Source organism: Natrinema sp. H-ect1 (assembly GCF_041821105.1).
Classification (GTDB): Archaea; Halobacteriota; Halobacteria; order Halobacteriales; family Natrialbaceae; genus Natrinema; species Natrinema thermotolerans.
Window position 1 is genome coordinate 198,631 of sequence record NZ_JBGUBA010000004.1, and the last position, 15,274, is coordinate 213,904.

The following is a 15,274-nucleotide window of genomic DNA, read 5'->3' on the forward strand; positions in this document are numbered from 1 at the left end:
GTAGCGGGGACGTGTCAGTGGAGGAACTCCCGTAACGCGGCGAGCCCCCAGGTGTTGATCACGTCCGCGGGCTCGGCCCAGCCCCGGCGTGCGGTGTGGACGCCCCAGCGCATGTACTCGAGCGTCGCGGGCCGGTGGGAGTCGGTGTTGACCGCGATCACCGCGCCCTCGTCGATGGCCGCCTGGACGGCGCTGCCCCAGAGGTCGAGCCGCCGGGGATTGCTGTTGACCTCGAGGGCCGTGTCGTGGTCGGCGGCGGCCGCCCCGAGCGCGGTCGCGTCGAACTCGAGGCCGGAGCGCTCGTTGAGCAGGCGGCCGCTGGGGTGGCCCAGCACGTCGATCGCCGGGTTCTCGACGGCGCGAACGAGCCGTTCGGTCGCGGTCTCGGCGTCCTGGCTCAGGGCGCTGTGGGTCGAGGCGACGATCACGTCCAGCGCGTCGATCACGTCCTCGGAGAGGTCGATTTCACCCGCGGCGTCGACGTTGGCCTCGATCCCCGCGAGGACCTCGATGTCAGCGTCGTCGCCGACTGCACGGATCTCCGCGACCTGCTCGAGGATCTCGTCGTCGGCGAGGCCCATGCCGCCGACGACGCCCGGGCCCTCGGCGTGATCGGCGATCCCGAAGTAGTCGTAGCCCCGGTCCGCGGCAGCCTCGACCATCGCCTCGATGGAGGTGTTGCCGTCGGACCACTCGGTGTGGGTATGCAGGTCGCCACGGATATCGTCGCGCTCGAGCAGGGTCGGTAGTTCGCCGGCCGCCGCGGCGTCGATCTCGCCGCGATCGGTCCGAAGCTCGGGCGGGATCCAGTCCAACCCGAGCGCCTCGTACATCCCCGCCTCGGTCTCGCCCGCGACGCGGTCGCCGATGCGCTGGTCCGCCTCGTGGTCTTCGACCCCGCTGACGTCGAAGGCCCCGTACTCGTTTAATTTCATCCCGTGGTCGATCGCGTAGTTGCGCAGGGCGACGTTGTGGTCCTTGCTCCCCGTGAAGTACTGCAGCGCCGAGCCGAACTCCGCGGGGACGACGACCCGCAGGTCGACGCGGCTCTCGCCGACGCGGACGCTCGCCTTCTCGGGGCCGGACTCGATCTCGTCGTCGACCGACTCCCACGAAACGAACTGCTCGACGACCGCCTCGCCGTCTTCGGTCGCCGCGAGGACGTCCACGTCGCCGATCGTCTCGCGCCACCGGCGGATCGAGCCCGCCACCTCGCAGCGCTCGACCGCCTCGAGACCCTCGAGGTACGCGAGGACGTCGTCGGCCAGCGGCCGGGCCTCACCCAGGAGTTGGCGTTGGCCGACCGTTCGGGCGAACTCGAGGTTCTCGAGGATGTTCGCCTCGGTTTTGGGGCCGAAGCCCTTGACGTCCTGTATCTCGCCCGCTTCGGCGACGTCCTCGAGGTCGTCCAGCGTCTCGACCCCGAGTTCCCGATACAGCTTTCCCGCGGTCTTGGGGCCGACGCCCTCGATGCGGGTGATGTCGGCGATGTCGATCGGCAGCTCGGCCCGCAGTTCCTCGAGTTCCTCGATCTCGCCAGTCTCGACGTACTCGACGATCTTCGACGAGATGGCGTCGCCAACGCCGTCGATGTTTTCGAGGACTTCGCGATCGCCGGCCGCGACCCGGTCGGCGATCGGCGACGGATGGGCCCGGACGTTCTCGGCCGCGCGCCGGTAGGCGCGGGGCTTGTACTCGACGTCGTCGGCCTCGAGCAGGTCGGCGAACTCCTCGAACCGGGCCGCGATTTCGGCGTTGGTCGTCATCGGCCCCTCCGGGAGGCTCCGTCGTCCTCCCGTCCCAGCGCCTTCTTCAGGAAGGACATCCAGCGCTTGCGGTCCTGGGCCTGCTTGGCCTGTTGCTCGCGCTCGAGATCCGTCGGGCCGAGGCTCTCGAGGGCGTTCAACGCCCGGTCGATGCCGATGATGCTCTGGGCGAGTGCCTCGCCCTCCTCGCGGGTGATCGTGCCCTCCTCGATCCGCTCGAGTCGCTCGAGCCGCTCGCGTCGCAGGTTCCGCTTGGCCTGCTCGACGCGCTCGCGTTCGCCGGACGGCACCGTCTCGCGGCGCTTGATCTCGAAGACGAAGGTCCGGAGATCGATCTCCTCGTCCTGGACCGTGATCGTCTCCGGGATGTCCGCGCCGACGGTCGCGCCCTCGCGCTCGACGCGCTCGAGCAGTTGCTTGCGCTCGTACTCTTGCACGCCCGGATATGGGAGCCCGCCGGGCAAAAATGTACAGTCCGCCGGGAAGCGATGTGACCGCCGGGGCCGCCGCCGTACCTGACAGCTCTTCGAAACTAGTGACAAACCCCAAATCCCTTAGCGACGCCGCACATACCCCCGGTCAATGGCGAAGTGCGACGCGTGTGGGAACGACGAAAACATGCCGTACAACTGTCGTCACTGCGGCGGCACCTACTGTGGCGACCATCGGCTGCCCGAGAACCACGACTGCTCGGGACTCGAGAACTGGAACGACCCGCAGGGTGTCTTCGACAGCGGGTTCGACGACAACGTCAGTTCCGGCGGGGGGACGTCGCGGGCCTCCGGGATCATGGACAAACTCCCGATCGATACCGGCCCGGGCGGCCCGCTGGCGTACTTCCGCGGGAACATGACCTACACGTTCCTCGCGCTGATCTGGCTCACGTTCCTCGCGCAACTGATCGTCGGGCAGTTCGGTAGTCGATCGCTCTACGAGTCGCTGTTCCTGTTGACCTCGTGGAACGTCGAGTACGTCTGGACGTGGGTCACGTCCGTCTTCTCCCACAGCCCGGGTAACTTCATGCACATCGTCGGGAACAGCATCGTGATATTCTTCTTCGGCCCGCTGGTCGAGCGCTACATCGGGTCGCGGAACTTCGCGGCCCTGTTCATCGTCAGCGGCGTCCTCGCCGGTCTCGGCCAGATCGCGATCTCGCTCGCCCAGGGGAGTCCGTCCGCCGTCCTCGGGGCCAGCGGTGCCGCCCTCGCGATCATGGGCGTCCTGACCGTTCTGAACCCCGGCCTGAAGGTCTATCTCTACTTCATTCTCCCCGTCCCGATCTGGCTGCTGACCGCCGGCTACGCCTTCATCAGCATCTTCTTCCTCACCGGCGCGACCGGGGGCGGAGGTATCGCCCACGGGGCCCACCTCATCGGCCTCGTGATCGGCCTCGCCTACGGCCAGTACGTCAAACAGAACCGGAACGTCAGCGCGCCCAGTCGTCTCGAGTTCGGCGGCGGCGGTGGCGGTCCCGGGGGCCCCGGTGGTCCGGGCGGTCCCGGCCGCGGTCGGTTCTGATGCACCTACTCGCCGCAGGACCCCGCAACTGATTTTTACCCGGCGTCTACCCCCGACCGAATGCACCAGCCCCGTCCCGACCTCGCTCCCGACGGCTCGCTCTCGCGCGCGGAGATGGAGTCGCTCCAGCGCGAGATCGCTTCCGTCGCGAGCTTCGAGGACGATCTCTCGTTCGATCCCGCAACGCTGTCGAACCCGCTCGAGGCCGCGGCGAGCGGCGACGAGCAACCGGCCGTCGTCGGCGTCGACCAGTCCTTCCTGACGAACGACGAGGGCGAGCAGGACCGCGCCTTGAGCGCCGTCGTCGCCACCCGCGGCGGCGAGGTGATCGAGCGCGTCCACGCGGTGACCGACCTCGAGATCCCCTACATCCCCGGCCTGCTCTCCTTCCGCGAGGGGCGGCCGATCCTCGCGGCGCTCGAGGAGTTGTCCGTCGAGCCCGATCTGCTGCTGTTCGACGGCAGCGGCCGCATCCACTTCCGACAGGCCGGCATCGCGACCCACATCGGCGTGGTCCGGGACGTGCCCAGTATCGGCGTCGCCAAGAGCCTGCTCTGTGGGACTCCCCGGGCGGACACCGCTGACCTCCCCGAGGGGACGACGATCGGTATCGAAGCGAACTCGAGGGTCGACGCGCCCGACGGCACTCTACTGGGCTATGCGGTCCAGACGCGCCAGTACGAGTCGCCAAACCGGTACATCAATCCGCTCTACGTCAGCCCCGGTCACCGCGTGGGTCCCGAGACGGCAGCCGAAGTTGCGCTCGCGCTGACTACCTCGTACAAACTCCCCGAACCGGTCCGACTCGCGGACAAGTACGCCGACGAAGCCAAGGGAGAGGTCGACGCGTAGCCGATTCGACTGTCCACCGGCTACAGCCTGCTGATCAGCCACCTGCAGCGGGTGGGACTGAAAGGGGCCGGACCGATCGACGAAGCACGACGACGGAAGCACCGCAGCGACCGTCGGGAGCGAGGAGCGCACCGAGGCGCGCGAGGCGATCGATCCGGGAGCTTTCTGGTCGTTTGCCGTCTCGAGACGATCGGTAGAGCCGATCGAACGTGAATCCGATCCGAACAGTACGATCAGCGCGACAAACCATCGATACTTAGGTATCGTCGCACGAACCCGTCGCGTATGGCTACCGATGCGGACGTCGAGAGGACAGCCGACGATGGCTCCGACGGGACCGTCGTCGAGGACGACCCCGGCCGCGAGACCGCCGCGGACGACGCGGGCCCTGCAGGCGACGAGGACCGCTACACGCGCAAGCAGTCGGTACTCATCACCGGCTGCTCGTCCGGCATCGGTCGCGCGACCGCCCGCGCCTTCCTCGACGACGACTGGCAGGTCTTCGCGACGGCGCGCAACGTCGACGACATCGCCGACCTCGCGGACGAGGGTTGTGAGACCCTCGAGCTGGACGTCACCGATCCCGAGCAGGTCGCCCGGACCGTCGAGGAGGTCGTCGATGTCGCCGGCTCGATCGACTGCGTGGTCAACAACGCCGGCTACGCCCAGATGGGGCCGCTCGAGGACGTCTCGACGAGCGATCTCCACCGGCAGTTCGACGTCAACGTCTATGGGCCCCACCGGCTGACCCGCGCCGCTCTCCCGCACATGCGAGCGCAGGGCGAGGGCCGGATCGTCAACGTCTCGAGCGTCTCCGGTCGGATCTCCATGCCCGGTTCGGGCGCGTACTCCGGCTCGAAGTTCGCCCTCGAGGGGATGAGCGACGCGTTACGGGCCGAAGTCGACGAGTTCGACATCGACGTGGTGCTGATCGAGCCCGGTCCGGTCGAGACGGCGTTCACGACCCGCGTCGACGAGGAACTCCCGGAGAACGAACGGACGGCCGACTACGAGTCGCTGTACGAACTCTACGACGACGCCCAACTGATCGGCGGCGGCAGCGGCGGCCCCTTCGCCTCCGAGGCCGAGGACGTCGCCGAGGCGATCCTCGAGTCGGCGACCAGCCCCGATCCGCCGGCCCGATACCCGGTCGGTCCCCTCGCGCAGTACGGGCTGTACGCCCGGTTCCTCCCGGCCTCGATTCGCGACAGGCTCTACGGACTGGTCCGGAAACTGGTCTGAGTCGCGGTTTCACGGTCGTACCCGCCGTTTATTCCTCCGAGTCGTCGTACCGCTCGGCCGCCGACTCGAACCCCAGTTCCGACTGTTCGCGCCCACGGCGCTGCTCGAGGGCCGCGATCGCGTCGGGCTCGGGCGCGGCGTCGTCGGTGATCCGCGCCCACGAGTCGTGGACCTTCGAGTGGCACCAGCGACAGAGGTAAACCGTGATCTCGTGGGAGAGGGTCTCGCCGTCGCGGTCGTATGAGAGGTGATGTTCCTCGAGCAGCGGCCGCTCGTCGTCGTGGGCCATGCGTTTTTCCTCGAGTCCGCAGCGGACGCACTCCCGATCGCGGTTGCGCGACCGGAAGTGGGGGCAGTCGGCCCACGTCCAGTCGGACTCGGGGTCGACGACGGGACACTCGTAGTCGTCGTCAGCACGCTCGCGGGCGAACTCGGGGTCGTGTTCGTAGTGATCGAAGGCGTACCGACACGTCCCCTCGCCGGTCAGGTAGTCACAGACGCCCGCAAACTCGTAGGGATCGTCGACGCCGACCGAGGTCCCCTGCGGCGTTTTCTCCATCGTCGCCGGCACTAGGGTTCCGGGGATGTTGAATCGACCGCCCGCGTCCGGGGGAAGTCAGCCGTCGCCGTCGATGGGGTTTTGCCCCCGGCCCGCGTTACCGCCGGTCGTGCTTCCGACCGACGATCCCGACACCCTCCTCTCGACCGCCGACGTCCTCGCGGCCGTCGACGCGATCGGCGACCGCAACCAGTTTGCGGTCGCGTACGCGGTGTACGCACACCCGGACGACGGCGTGACGGTTCCCGAGATCGCGACCGAAACGGATCGTGGGGTGGCGGCTATCGAACCCGCCATCGACGCGCTCGTCGACGGCGGCGTCCTCGCCGAGCGAATGCCCTGCCTCGTCGATCCGTCGGTCGACGGCCCCGAGTACGAACTGACCGAATTCGGCCGGCTCCTGCTCGAGGAGGGCGTGCTGGCGACGTTCGACGCCGCAGCGACGGTCGCGGATCTCTAGGCGCGGCCCGAGACCTTTTTCTCGTCGCCGTTCGGACTCGAGGTCGTGCGACTCGTCCACGAGCCGGCTTCCGACGCCGACGACGAGATATTCGAGGAGCGGACGGAAACGCTGGCGATGACAGTCGAGGTCGCGGACACGCTCGTGAGCCAGGCCCGCGGGCTCATGTTCCGCCGATCCGTGCCGGACGACTACGCGCTCGCCTTTCGGTTCGACGACGCGGCGGTCCGGGATCTCCATATGCTGTTCGTGTTCTTCCCCATCGACGCCCTCTGGGTCGAGGACGGGGTCGTCCAGCGCGTCGAGCGGCTCCGGCCGTGGCGGAGTTTCGCCCGCGCCCGAGCCGATCTCATCGTCGAACTCCCCGCCGGCAGCGCCGCGACCGTCGACCCCGGCGACCGGGTGCGACTCGAGGACGCCTGACGGATCGGTATCCGGAACCGGCGGTTTTAAGACACCGTGATACGTTGTGACGGGATACAATGGCACGCCATACGCCATCTGACGAGGATAGAGGAAGTCGGGGCGACCCGGCTGGGCGTGAAATTCTCCGACGAGTATAATCACCGTTCCGACGACAACACCCGCAGTTCCCGCAATTCACCACTCTTGCCTGTAACTCACTCACCCGAACAGACGATCGCATCGGACCGTACAGTACGCCTGCTGGACACGACGCTTCGCGACGGCGAGCAAGCGCCGGGCGTCTCGCTCTCGCCGGACGAGAAAGTCGAGATCGCCCGCTCGCTCGAGCGCGCGGGCGTCTCCGTCATCGAAGCCGGCAGCGCCTGTACCGGTGCGGGTGAGCGACAGGCCATCTCGCGGGTGACCGACCTCGATCTCGACGCCCGCGTCACCAGCTTCTGTCGCGGCATGAAAGGCGACATCGACCTCGCGCTCGAGTGTGACGTCGACGGGGTTCACATCGTCGTCCCCGCCAGCGACCGTCACGTCGAGGGCAAGGTCGGCACCTCCCACGCGGACAACCTCGAGAATACCGCCGAACTGGTCGCCTACGCCAAAGATCACGACCTCTGGGTCGAGGTCATCGGCGAGGACGGCTCGCGGGCCGATATCGACTACCTCGAGGAGCTCGCCGAGACCTCTTTCGAGGCCGGCGCGGACCGGTTCTGTTTCGCCGACACCGTCGGCCACACCGGCCCCGAACACACCCACGAGGCCGTCTCCCGACTCGCCGACCTCGGTCCGGTGAGCGCCCACACTCACGACGACCTCGGGCTGGGCGTCACGAACGCGCTCGCGGCCGTCTCCGCAGGGGCCGACCTGGTCCACTGCACGGTCGACGGCCTCGGCGAACGCGCCGGCAACGTCGCCTTAGAGGAGGTCGCGATCGCGCTCGATCACGTCTACGACGTCGAAACGCTCGATCTCGAAGAGGTGTACGACCTCGCCCAGACCGTCGCCCGGGCGACGGGCGTCCAGCTCCCGCCGAACAAGGCCGTCATCGGCGAGAACGCCTTCACCCACGAGAGCGGCATCCACACCGACGGCACGCTCAAAGACGACAAGATGTACGAGCCCTACGCCCCCGAGACGGTCGGGCGCGAACGCCGGCTCGCACTGGGCAAACACACCGGCCGCGCGGGCGTCAGGGCCGCGCTCGAGGAACACGACGTCGCGGCCGACGACGACGAGGTCGCCGAGATCGCCACTCGTGTGACGGAACTGGGCGATCGTGGCCGCCGGGTCACCGACGCCGACCTGCTGGCGATCGCCGAGGACGTCACCGGGGACGATCGCGAGCGCGTCGTCGAACTTCTCGATCTCTCCGCGACCAGCGGCGGGGCGGTCCCGACCGCGAGCGTCCGCCTTGATGTCGACGGCGAGGAGCGCGTCGCCAGCGGCACCGGTTCCGGCCCCGTCGACGCCGCCGTCTCCGCCGTCCGCGAGGCGCTGGGCTCGATGGCCGACGCCGAACTCGAGTCCTACCACGTCGACGCCGTCACCGGCGGCACCGACGCCGTCGTCACCGTCGAGGTCACGATGGTCCGCAATGACCGCTCGGTGACGGTCGCCCGCAGCGAGGCCGACATCACTCGCGCGAGCGTGAAAGCGATGGTCGACGCGCTCGATCGGCTGCTCGCGACCGACCAGCAGCCGCTCGCACCGGCCGACGACTGACGACAGCCGCCGCTGATCAGCGCTCCGGTCGCTGACGCGGCCACGCCGTTTTCCCCGATTCGATCCGACAGTAACAGCAGCGTCGACGCCCGCCGTCCCCTACTCCTGCCGGAACGGATCGCTCACGACGTTCCACGGGTCAAGCGCGTAGATGGCGGCCAGAAACAGAGCGACAGCGACGACGAACAGGCGAGCGACCGCGCTCGCAGACGTGGGGACACCGATCTCGAGGGTCGTCGCCATCACGATCGCGACCCCGATCCAGAGGGAGCCGACGATCGTTCGTTTTCGACGGTCCATAGTCGCCCGTTCGGCTCGAGTCGCTTGAATGCGTGTGGTTTCGAACGGCCCCTGACTGCCGTCTCGATCGGGGTGAGGGGAGGTCAAGACGAGTCGATCGGCCCGAGGCCGACGGTCTCCTCCTCGAGGGCGTTCTGGCGCGTATCGAGCATTCCGACGTCCTCGTACGAAACCGGCCCCCTGACCTGATGAGCTTCGGGCCCGGGTTGGTGACCGAGGTAGTCGACGTTCGGGTTCGTTCCGATATCCGCGAGCAACTCGAACTCGTTTTGGGGCGCGTTGACGTAATCCTCGAACAATTCCTGGGCGACCTCCGCCGTGTCGGCGACCTGGACGTCCTGACTCGGACCCTCGAACTGGTCCGGCATCAGCCCGAGTTCTCGGCGCACCTCGTCGCTTTCGAGGTCGAGGCCGGTTTCTTCGATCGCGCTGACGACTTCGAGGATGCCCGCTTCCTTGTCCGGGAGCGAATCGCCCGGCGGCGCTTCCTCCTCGTACTCCTCTTGGGTAATTTGGACCCCCGTCGCGAGCGCGATTCGCCTCCTCGTGAATTCGTCGACGGCATCGATGACCGCGTCCAGGTCGCCGCTGACGCCCTCGAGCGACGACGAAACCGAATCCGCGGACGGAAGCGCCGCATCCAGGTTGATGATCGTTCGCGATCGAGCCGGGTTCTCCCTGTACCGTTCGGGATCGCTCGCGGGGTTGTTCTTGTCGCCGAACTGGATAACGTTCGGCGGGCAGGCGACCTCGCAGGCGCTCGTGCCGATGTTGCCCTCGCCGAAGTTACCGTCCTGACGGGCGGGATCGAAGACGCACTTCGACATGACGCCGCGAGGGGCACGACTGCTGACGCGCCGGTCACGATAGTCATAGACCATGTCCGCACTGAGTTCGTCCTCGTCGGTTTCCGGTTCCCCCCACTGGAAGTAGTTAACGCCGTACGGGCAGGCGACCTGACAGTACCGGCAGCCGATGCAGACGTCGTAGTCGGTCAGCACCAGCCCGCCTCTGTCGCGGGTATGCCGGGCCGTCGTCGGACAGACCTTCTCGCAGGGCGCATCGGTGCAGTGCTGACACGGGCGGACGAGGTAGTTGAAGTCGTGAACGACCGGGTTGTCTCCACAGTCCTCGGGATCGACGTCGACGGTATCGGGGTCCGGGGACTCGACCGCGCCGTCCTCGAAAGCGAGGACGTACATCCAGTTTGCCCCCTGGTCCCAGTTGTGTTCCTGATTGCAGGCCGTTACGCAGGCGAGACAGCCGTCACAGTTCTCGAGGTCGATCGTCATTCCCCACTGGGTTCCCTCGTCTGCGTCCTGGACTTCTCCCGCTTCCTCGACGGCAGGTTCCGGCTCCTGCTGATCGACCGCGCCCCAGCCGAGACTCGCGAACCCCAGCCCGGCCCCGGTCTTTTTGAGCATCTCACGACGGGATCCGTCGCCGTTGGCGAATTCCAACAGCGTCGACCCGATCCCATCCTCGTTGCCGTCCACATCGTCCGGACTGGCAATCGGCCGTTCGTCCTCGCCGAACTCCGCCATCACGTCGTCGTGATACCGCTCATGGAACTCCTCTTCCGAGAGTTCGCCCTTCGTGACCCGCATGGCGTCTCTCCCCATCTCCATCCCGAGTTCGGTGTCGTACTCGGTCTCGTCGAGCATCTCCTCGAGGTCGTCCTGCCACGACTCGCCGAGGGGGTGAAACGCCTCGTCGTCCGAGGTGTCGTCGTCGAAACTCATCGTCCCCACCGGTCCGGTGTCGCTCGAGGTCCGTTCATTGTGACTCGTGTTCCCACACCTATCACAAGTCTTCGCAAAGAGGCCCAGCCTGCAAATGACGGGATCGGCTGTCCCCCGAATCAGCACCTGCCGTGAACTGTCGCCGGAGAGGGCGGGTCGAGAATCGAAGTATCCGATCAGCGCAACCCGGCGGTGTCGGTTCGGACGGTCCCGCACGTTCGGGTTGCGGTCTCCGGAAACTGTCCTCTCCGACAGGGATCACGATGGCGGATGGCTGGCTCTACTTATCGTCTTGTGCTATACCGAAAAGCGTTGAGAAGGCGAGTCGAATCACGCCGAGACGTCCCGGATCGTTCGCTCCGCTCACGTCCCGGACTGCGCCTCGTCTGGTTCAAATCGTCCGTAATCGTTTTGCAGCACCGAACATCGGTTCGCACCGCTACGCGGCGCTCATCGGTTTGTTGCTGTAAAAGCGCCGAGAGGGAGATTTGAACTCCCGAGTCCGTGAGGACAGCAGATTTCGAATCTGCCGCCTTGGCCGGGCTAGGCTATCTCGGCTCACTCCTCTCTACTCGAGAGACGTTTTTACCCGTTTCGATTTTTTCGCTCCGTGCGAACGGTTCGCCCGAGGGCGATGGCACCTCGAGCCGAGCGGCGTTACCCCGTGTTCTTCATCCCGGCCGCGATCCCCTTGACCGTCAGTCGCAGCGTTCGCTCCTCGATGTCGGTCCGGTGGGTCCGGTCGAGCAGGTAGACCTGAAGCATGTTCAGCGGGTCGACGTAGGGGTTTCGTCGCTCGAGGTTCTCGCCGAGCCAGTCGCGGGTGTGTAACTGTTCGCGCTGGCCGATCTCGGTGATCAACTCGCTTGCCCGCGCGTACTCGTCGGTCACCCGGGGGAAAAAGCGCTCCCGGAGGTCGTCGTCGGCCATTTCGGCGTAGCGCTCGGCGATCTCGAGTTCGGTACGGGACAGCGAGAGCGCGGCGTTGTCCAGCGTCGTCCGGAAGAACGGCCACTCCTCGTACATCTCTTGGAGCGTCTCCATCGAGCCGCCGTCGTCTACGTAGGCGTCGATCCCCGTCGCGAGCGCGTACCAGCCCGGGAGGATACACCGCGACTGGGTCCAGGAGAACACCCACGGGATCGCCCGCAGGTCCTCGACCGTGCGCTCGCCGCTGCGGGAGGCCGGCCGCGAGCCCAGATCCAGATCCTCGATGACGGTGATCGGCGTCGCCTGCTCGAAGTAGCGGACGAACCCGTCGCTCTCTAAGAGGTCGCGGTACTCCCGGCGGGCGGCGTCGGCCATCGTTTCCATCGCGTCGACCCACTCCTCGGGGACCTCTTCCTCGGGCTGGTCCAGCGCCTGCTTGCGCGCCCGCAGTTGGGCGTTGAGCATCTGTTCGATGTTGCGCTCGGCGATGCGGGGGTTGGCGTACTTCTCGGCGATGGCTTCGCCCTGCTCGGTGAACTTGACCTGGCCCGTGACCGTGGAGTTGGGCAGGGCCAGCAGCGCCTCGTTCATCGGGCCGCCGCCCCGCGAGATCGAGCCGCCGCGGCCGTGAAACAGCCGCATCGTCACGTCGTGATCGTCGCAAATCTCGCCGAGCCGACGCTGGTTCTTGTACAGCGACCAGTTGGCCGCGAGGAAGCCGTTCTCCTTGTTCGAGTCGGAGTACCCCAGCATGATCTCTTGGGTCCGCCCGCGGGCCTCCAGCGCCTGCGCGTAGGCCTCGTTCTCGAACAGCGTCCCCATGATCCGGCGGGCCCCCGAGAGGGCGTATTCCGTCTCGAGTAGCGGCACGATATCGATCCCCGAGTGTTCGGGCAGAGAGACGACGCCGGCCTGATCCGCGAGGAAGAGTACCTCGAGGACGTGGCTCGGCTCTTCGGTCATCGAGATGCAGTAGGTGTCGATCGCGTTGCTCCCGTACTCCGTTTGCCACGCCGCGAGGCGATCGAACAGGTCGAGGACGCGGGCGGCGTCGTCCGAGAGAGTCTCCGTCCGCTCGAGGTCGATCACGGGTTCGTCCTGTAGGACGGCGTCGGTCAGGAACTCGACCCGCTCGTCCTCCGAGAGGCCGTGGTAGTCGATCCCCTCGGCCTCGAGGGCCTCGGCGATGGCGTCGGTGTGTTTTTGCTGGTGATCCCGCAGGTCCAGACTCGCCAGCGAGAAGCCGAAGGTTGCGACCCGCCGCCGAATCGGATCGACGTGGGCGTCGACGACGCTTTCGGCCCCGTTGTCCCGGAGGCTCTCGGCGATGACCGCGAGGTCGTCACGCAGGCCCGCGACCGTCTCGTAGCCGCCGGGGCGAACGTCGCCGACCCGGCGGAGCCGCTCGCGCATCAACTTGAGCTTCTGTCGGTACGGCTCGTCGGGGTAGCGCTCCTCGGCCGTCCGAGCGGTCCCCGGCAGCCGCTCGCGATCTTCCTCGAGCGAGGCCTGAAACGCCGAGCCGGCGTCGATCCGGCTGCCGTCCTGGCTCAACACGCCGGAGAGGCGCTTGAGCTGATCGCGGTACTGCTCTAAGACGACCGAGCGCTGCCGTTCGAGGGTGTTGGCGGTGACCTCGGGGGTCACGTAGGGGTTGCCGTCGCGGTCGCTGCCGGCCCACGACCGGAACTCGAAGAGCTTTGGGATCTCGAGACTGCCGGGGACTTCCTCGTCGATCGCGTCGGCGAGTTCGTCGTAGACCTCGCCGACCACGTCGAACAGCGTGTTCTCGAGGTACCACTGGACGTTGCGCGCCTCGTCTTCGGGTTCGGGCTGGCGATTGCGGACCTGCGGCGTTTGCCAGAGGCTCGTGACCTCCGCGTCGACGTCCCGCCAGACCTGCCCCTCTTCCTTATCGGTCAGCAGCCGCTCGTCGACGGTCTCGAGCGACGTCGAAATCTCCCGCAGTTTGGACTTGACCGTCTTCCGGCGGGCCTCGGTCGGGTGGGCGGTAAACGTCGGCTCGATCAGGACGTCGTCGAGTACCTGCCGGACAGTCTCGACGTCGGCCTCGCCCAACTCGGCGGCCGCGGTCTCGAGGCTGTCCTCGAGGGTCCCCTCCTGAGACGCGGTCCGAATGGTCCGGACCCGCTCGCGCTCCTCGGCGAGGTTGATCAACTCGAAGTAGGTGGTAAACGCCCGGGCGACGATCCGTTGCTGGTGGGGCGACAGTCCCTCGAGTTCCGCGATCAGCGGCTCCCGGGACTCGAGGTCGCCCGACCGGTACTCGATCGCGGTCCGGCGACAGGACTCGACGGTCTCGAACGCGCGTCGGGAAGTCTGGTCCTCGAGGACGTCGCCGAGCAACGCCCCGAGTTCGCGAACGTCCTGCCGGACGTTCCTGTTGTGAAGTCGCATATCGTGTGGATGTGCGTGCCATAGTAAAAACCCCTAGCAGGAGTGCTACCCGACTCATACATCGTTTTCCGTGATAGTTACTGGCGGTGATGTTGGGTCGACGAGCGACTCCTGCTGATCCGTTCGCTTGCCGGCCCGATCGCTATCGATACCACAACCAGTCCTGGAGATATTTACTACAAATATAAATTATCTCTCTAGATGGTTGGTTTCGGATGTACTATACGAACGACTGCGGCATTCAATTTCGAATAGCGGGTAGTCCTCGCCCCCAATTGGTTCACCAACTCACTAGTCGCACGAAACGTATCCGTGCCGGATGCGACGACCGAGGGGGCGGCGGGTTCTCGATCGGACTCCGGGAGATCACAGCCCCGCGATTCGTCACTCGTCAGTGTACTGCGCACAGACCCGCCGGATCCCCTCCTCGAAGTCGATCTGTGGGTCCCAGCCGATCGCCTCGCGGATCTTCGAGGCGTCGGCACAGGTGTCATGCACGTAGACATCCTCGGGGATGGGATTCTCGACGTACTCGGGCTCGACGTCGGTCCCGAGTTCGTCGTTGATCATCTCGACGACCGTGTCGAAGTCGTAGGCTTCGCCGGTCCCGAGGTTGTAGATCCCGTCGAGTTCGGCCGCTGCGGCCCCCTCGAGCCCGCGGACGATGTCGGAGACGTGGGTGAAGTCCCGGGTCTGGGTCCCGTCGCCGTACAGGACCGGCGACTCGCCGTTTGCGATGTCGTCGGCGAACTGCGCGATCACGTTGGCGTACTCGCCCTTGTGTTCCTCCGCGCCGCCGTAGCCCTGATACACCGAGAAAAAGCGCATGCCGGCCATCGACATGTCGTAGTGGTTCGCAAAGTACTCGCCGTAGCGCTCCCGCGCGAGCTTCGAGGCCTCGTAGCCGGTGTCGACGCCCACGTCCATGTCCTCGGGCGAGGGCTCGGTCCGGCTCCCGTAAATCGACGAGGTCGAGGCGTAGACCACCGTGTCACAGCCGTCCTGTCGCGCCTGCTCGACCACGTTGACGAAGCCCTCGACGTTCACGCGAGCGCCCGTGGTCGGGTCCTCCTCGTGCATCGCATAGGACGACAGCGCCGCGAGGTGGAAGACGACGTCGACGTCGGTTGGCAGGTCGTCCTCGAGGACGCTCGCGTCGACGAAGTCGACGTCCTCGTCGAGGTTCTCCGGCGTGCCCAGATACTGGTCGTCGACGACGGTCACGTCGTTGTTCGTGGCGAGGTGGTTCGCCAGGTTCGAGCCGATGAATCCCGCCCCGCCGGTGACGAGAACGGTCCGATCGTCCAGAGTCATATCGAAAATCCCAGTTCGGTGATCCATAGGT

Annotated in this window: 13 protein-coding genes and 1 tRNA gene; 6 read left to right on the forward strand and 8 right to left on the reverse strand. The window is 66.6% G+C overall.

The features are described from left to right. Nucleotides 1-14: 14 nt before the first annotated feature. Both polX and ACERIM_RS12165 read right to left on the reverse strand, forming a co-directional pair. Entirely contained in the window at nucleotides 15-1,766 is a 1,752-nt protein-coding gene (gene polX, locus ACERIM_RS12160; protein ID WP_373632831.1) for a DNA polymerase/3'-5' exonuclease PolX, read from the reverse strand. Continuing rightward, the gene (locus ACERIM_RS12165; RefSeq protein ID WP_373632834.1) at nucleotides 1,763-2,203 is read right to left on the reverse strand and encodes a DUF5788 family protein; all 441 of its coding nucleotides are present in this window, start codon (nucleotides 2,201-2,203) and stop codon (nucleotides 1,763-1,765) included. Before ACERIM_RS12165 ends, polX begins: the two co-directional genes overlap by 4 nt. Before the next feature lie 145 nt (nucleotides 2,204-2,348). On the opposite strand from ACERIM_RS12165, the gene ACERIM_RS12170 reads away from it, so the two are divergent. The 3 genes from ACERIM_RS12170 (at nucleotide 2,349) to ACERIM_RS12180 (ending at nucleotide 5,378) form a co-directional block, all read left to right on the forward strand. Next, entirely contained in the window at nucleotides 2,349-3,284 is a 936-nt protein-coding gene (locus ACERIM_RS12170; RefSeq protein WP_373632836.1) for a rhomboid family intramembrane serine protease, read from the forward strand. A gap of 60 nt (nucleotides 3,285-3,344) precedes the next feature. Then, nucleotides 3,345-4,136 carry an endonuclease V gene (locus ACERIM_RS12175; RefSeq protein ID WP_373632837.1) on the forward strand — a complete coding sequence of 264 codons (792 nt, stop codon included), beginning with the start codon at nucleotides 3,345-3,347 and terminating at the stop codon, nucleotides 4,134-4,136. A 285-nt stretch (nucleotides 4,137-4,421) separates the two neighbouring features. After that, complete coding sequence (locus tag ACERIM_RS12180) at nucleotides 4,422-5,378, forward strand: SDR family oxidoreductase (protein WP_373632838.1); 957 nt, start codon at nucleotides 4,422-4,424, stop codon at nucleotides 5,376-5,378. Nucleotides 5,379-5,406: 28 nt separating this feature from the next. Here the strand turns inward: ACERIM_RS12180 and ACERIM_RS12185 are convergent, their stop codons facing one another. After that, the gene (locus ACERIM_RS12185) at nucleotides 5,407-5,937 is read right to left on the reverse strand and encodes a hypothetical protein (RefSeq protein WP_373632840.1); all 531 of its coding nucleotides are present in this window, start codon (nucleotides 5,935-5,937) and stop codon (nucleotides 5,407-5,409) included. Between the two features lie 109 nt (nucleotides 5,938-6,046). Between ACERIM_RS12185 and ACERIM_RS12190 the strand changes: the two genes are divergently transcribed. From ACERIM_RS12190 to ACERIM_RS12200, 3 genes are all read left to right on the forward strand, one after another. Beyond that, on the forward strand, nucleotides 6,047-6,397 hold the full coding sequence (locus ACERIM_RS12190) for an ArsR family transcriptional regulator (protein ID WP_373632841.1): 351 nt from the start codon (nucleotides 6,047-6,049) through the stop codon (nucleotides 6,395-6,397). Between the two features lie 45 nt (nucleotides 6,398-6,442). Continuing rightward, nucleotides 6,443-6,820 (forward strand): DUF192 domain-containing protein, encoded by a 378-nt coding sequence (locus ACERIM_RS12195; protein WP_006650753.1) that lies wholly within the window; start codon nucleotides 6,443-6,445, stop codon nucleotides 6,818-6,820. Nucleotides 6,821-6,937: 117 nt separating this feature from the next. After that, on the forward strand, nucleotides 6,938-8,539 hold the full coding sequence (locus ACERIM_RS12200) for a (R)-citramalate synthase (protein WP_373632844.1): 1,602 nt from the start codon (nucleotides 6,938-6,940) through the stop codon (nucleotides 8,537-8,539). 99 nt (nucleotides 8,540-8,638) lie between these two features. Here the strand turns inward: ACERIM_RS12200 and ACERIM_RS12205 are convergent, their stop codons facing one another. The 5 genes from ACERIM_RS12205 to ACERIM_RS12225 all read right to left on the reverse strand — a co-directional run bounded on the left by ACERIM_RS12205 (nucleotide 8,639) and on the right by ACERIM_RS12225 (nucleotide 15,243). Continuing rightward, nucleotides 8,639-8,839 carry a hypothetical protein gene (locus tag ACERIM_RS12205; RefSeq protein ID WP_373632845.1) on the reverse strand — a complete coding sequence of 67 codons (201 nt, stop codon included), beginning with the start codon at nucleotides 8,837-8,839 and terminating at the stop codon, nucleotides 8,639-8,641. Nucleotides 8,840-8,922: 83 nt separating this feature from the next. Further along, nucleotides 8,923-10,581 (reverse strand): 4Fe-4S ferredoxin N-terminal domain-containing protein, encoded by a 1,659-nt coding sequence (locus ACERIM_RS12210; protein ID WP_049905936.1) that lies wholly within the window; start codon nucleotides 10,579-10,581, stop codon nucleotides 8,923-8,925. A gap of 473 nt (nucleotides 10,582-11,054) precedes the next feature. Continuing rightward, nucleotides 11,055-11,139: transfer RNA gene (locus tag ACERIM_RS12215), tRNA-Ser, on the reverse strand. Between the two features lie 99 nt (nucleotides 11,140-11,238). Then, the gene (gene ppc / locus ACERIM_RS12220) at nucleotides 11,239-13,929 is read right to left on the reverse strand and encodes a phosphoenolpyruvate carboxylase (protein WP_373632846.1); all 2,691 of its coding nucleotides are present in this window, start codon (nucleotides 13,927-13,929) and stop codon (nucleotides 11,239-11,241) included. A 384-nt stretch (nucleotides 13,930-14,313) separates the two neighbouring features. Next, nucleotides 14,314-15,243 carry an NAD-dependent epimerase/dehydratase family protein gene (locus tag ACERIM_RS12225; RefSeq protein WP_006650747.1) on the reverse strand — a complete coding sequence of 310 codons (930 nt, stop codon included), beginning with the start codon at nucleotides 15,241-15,243 and terminating at the stop codon, nucleotides 14,314-14,316. Between the last annotated feature and the right edge of the window lie 31 nt (nucleotides 15,244-15,274).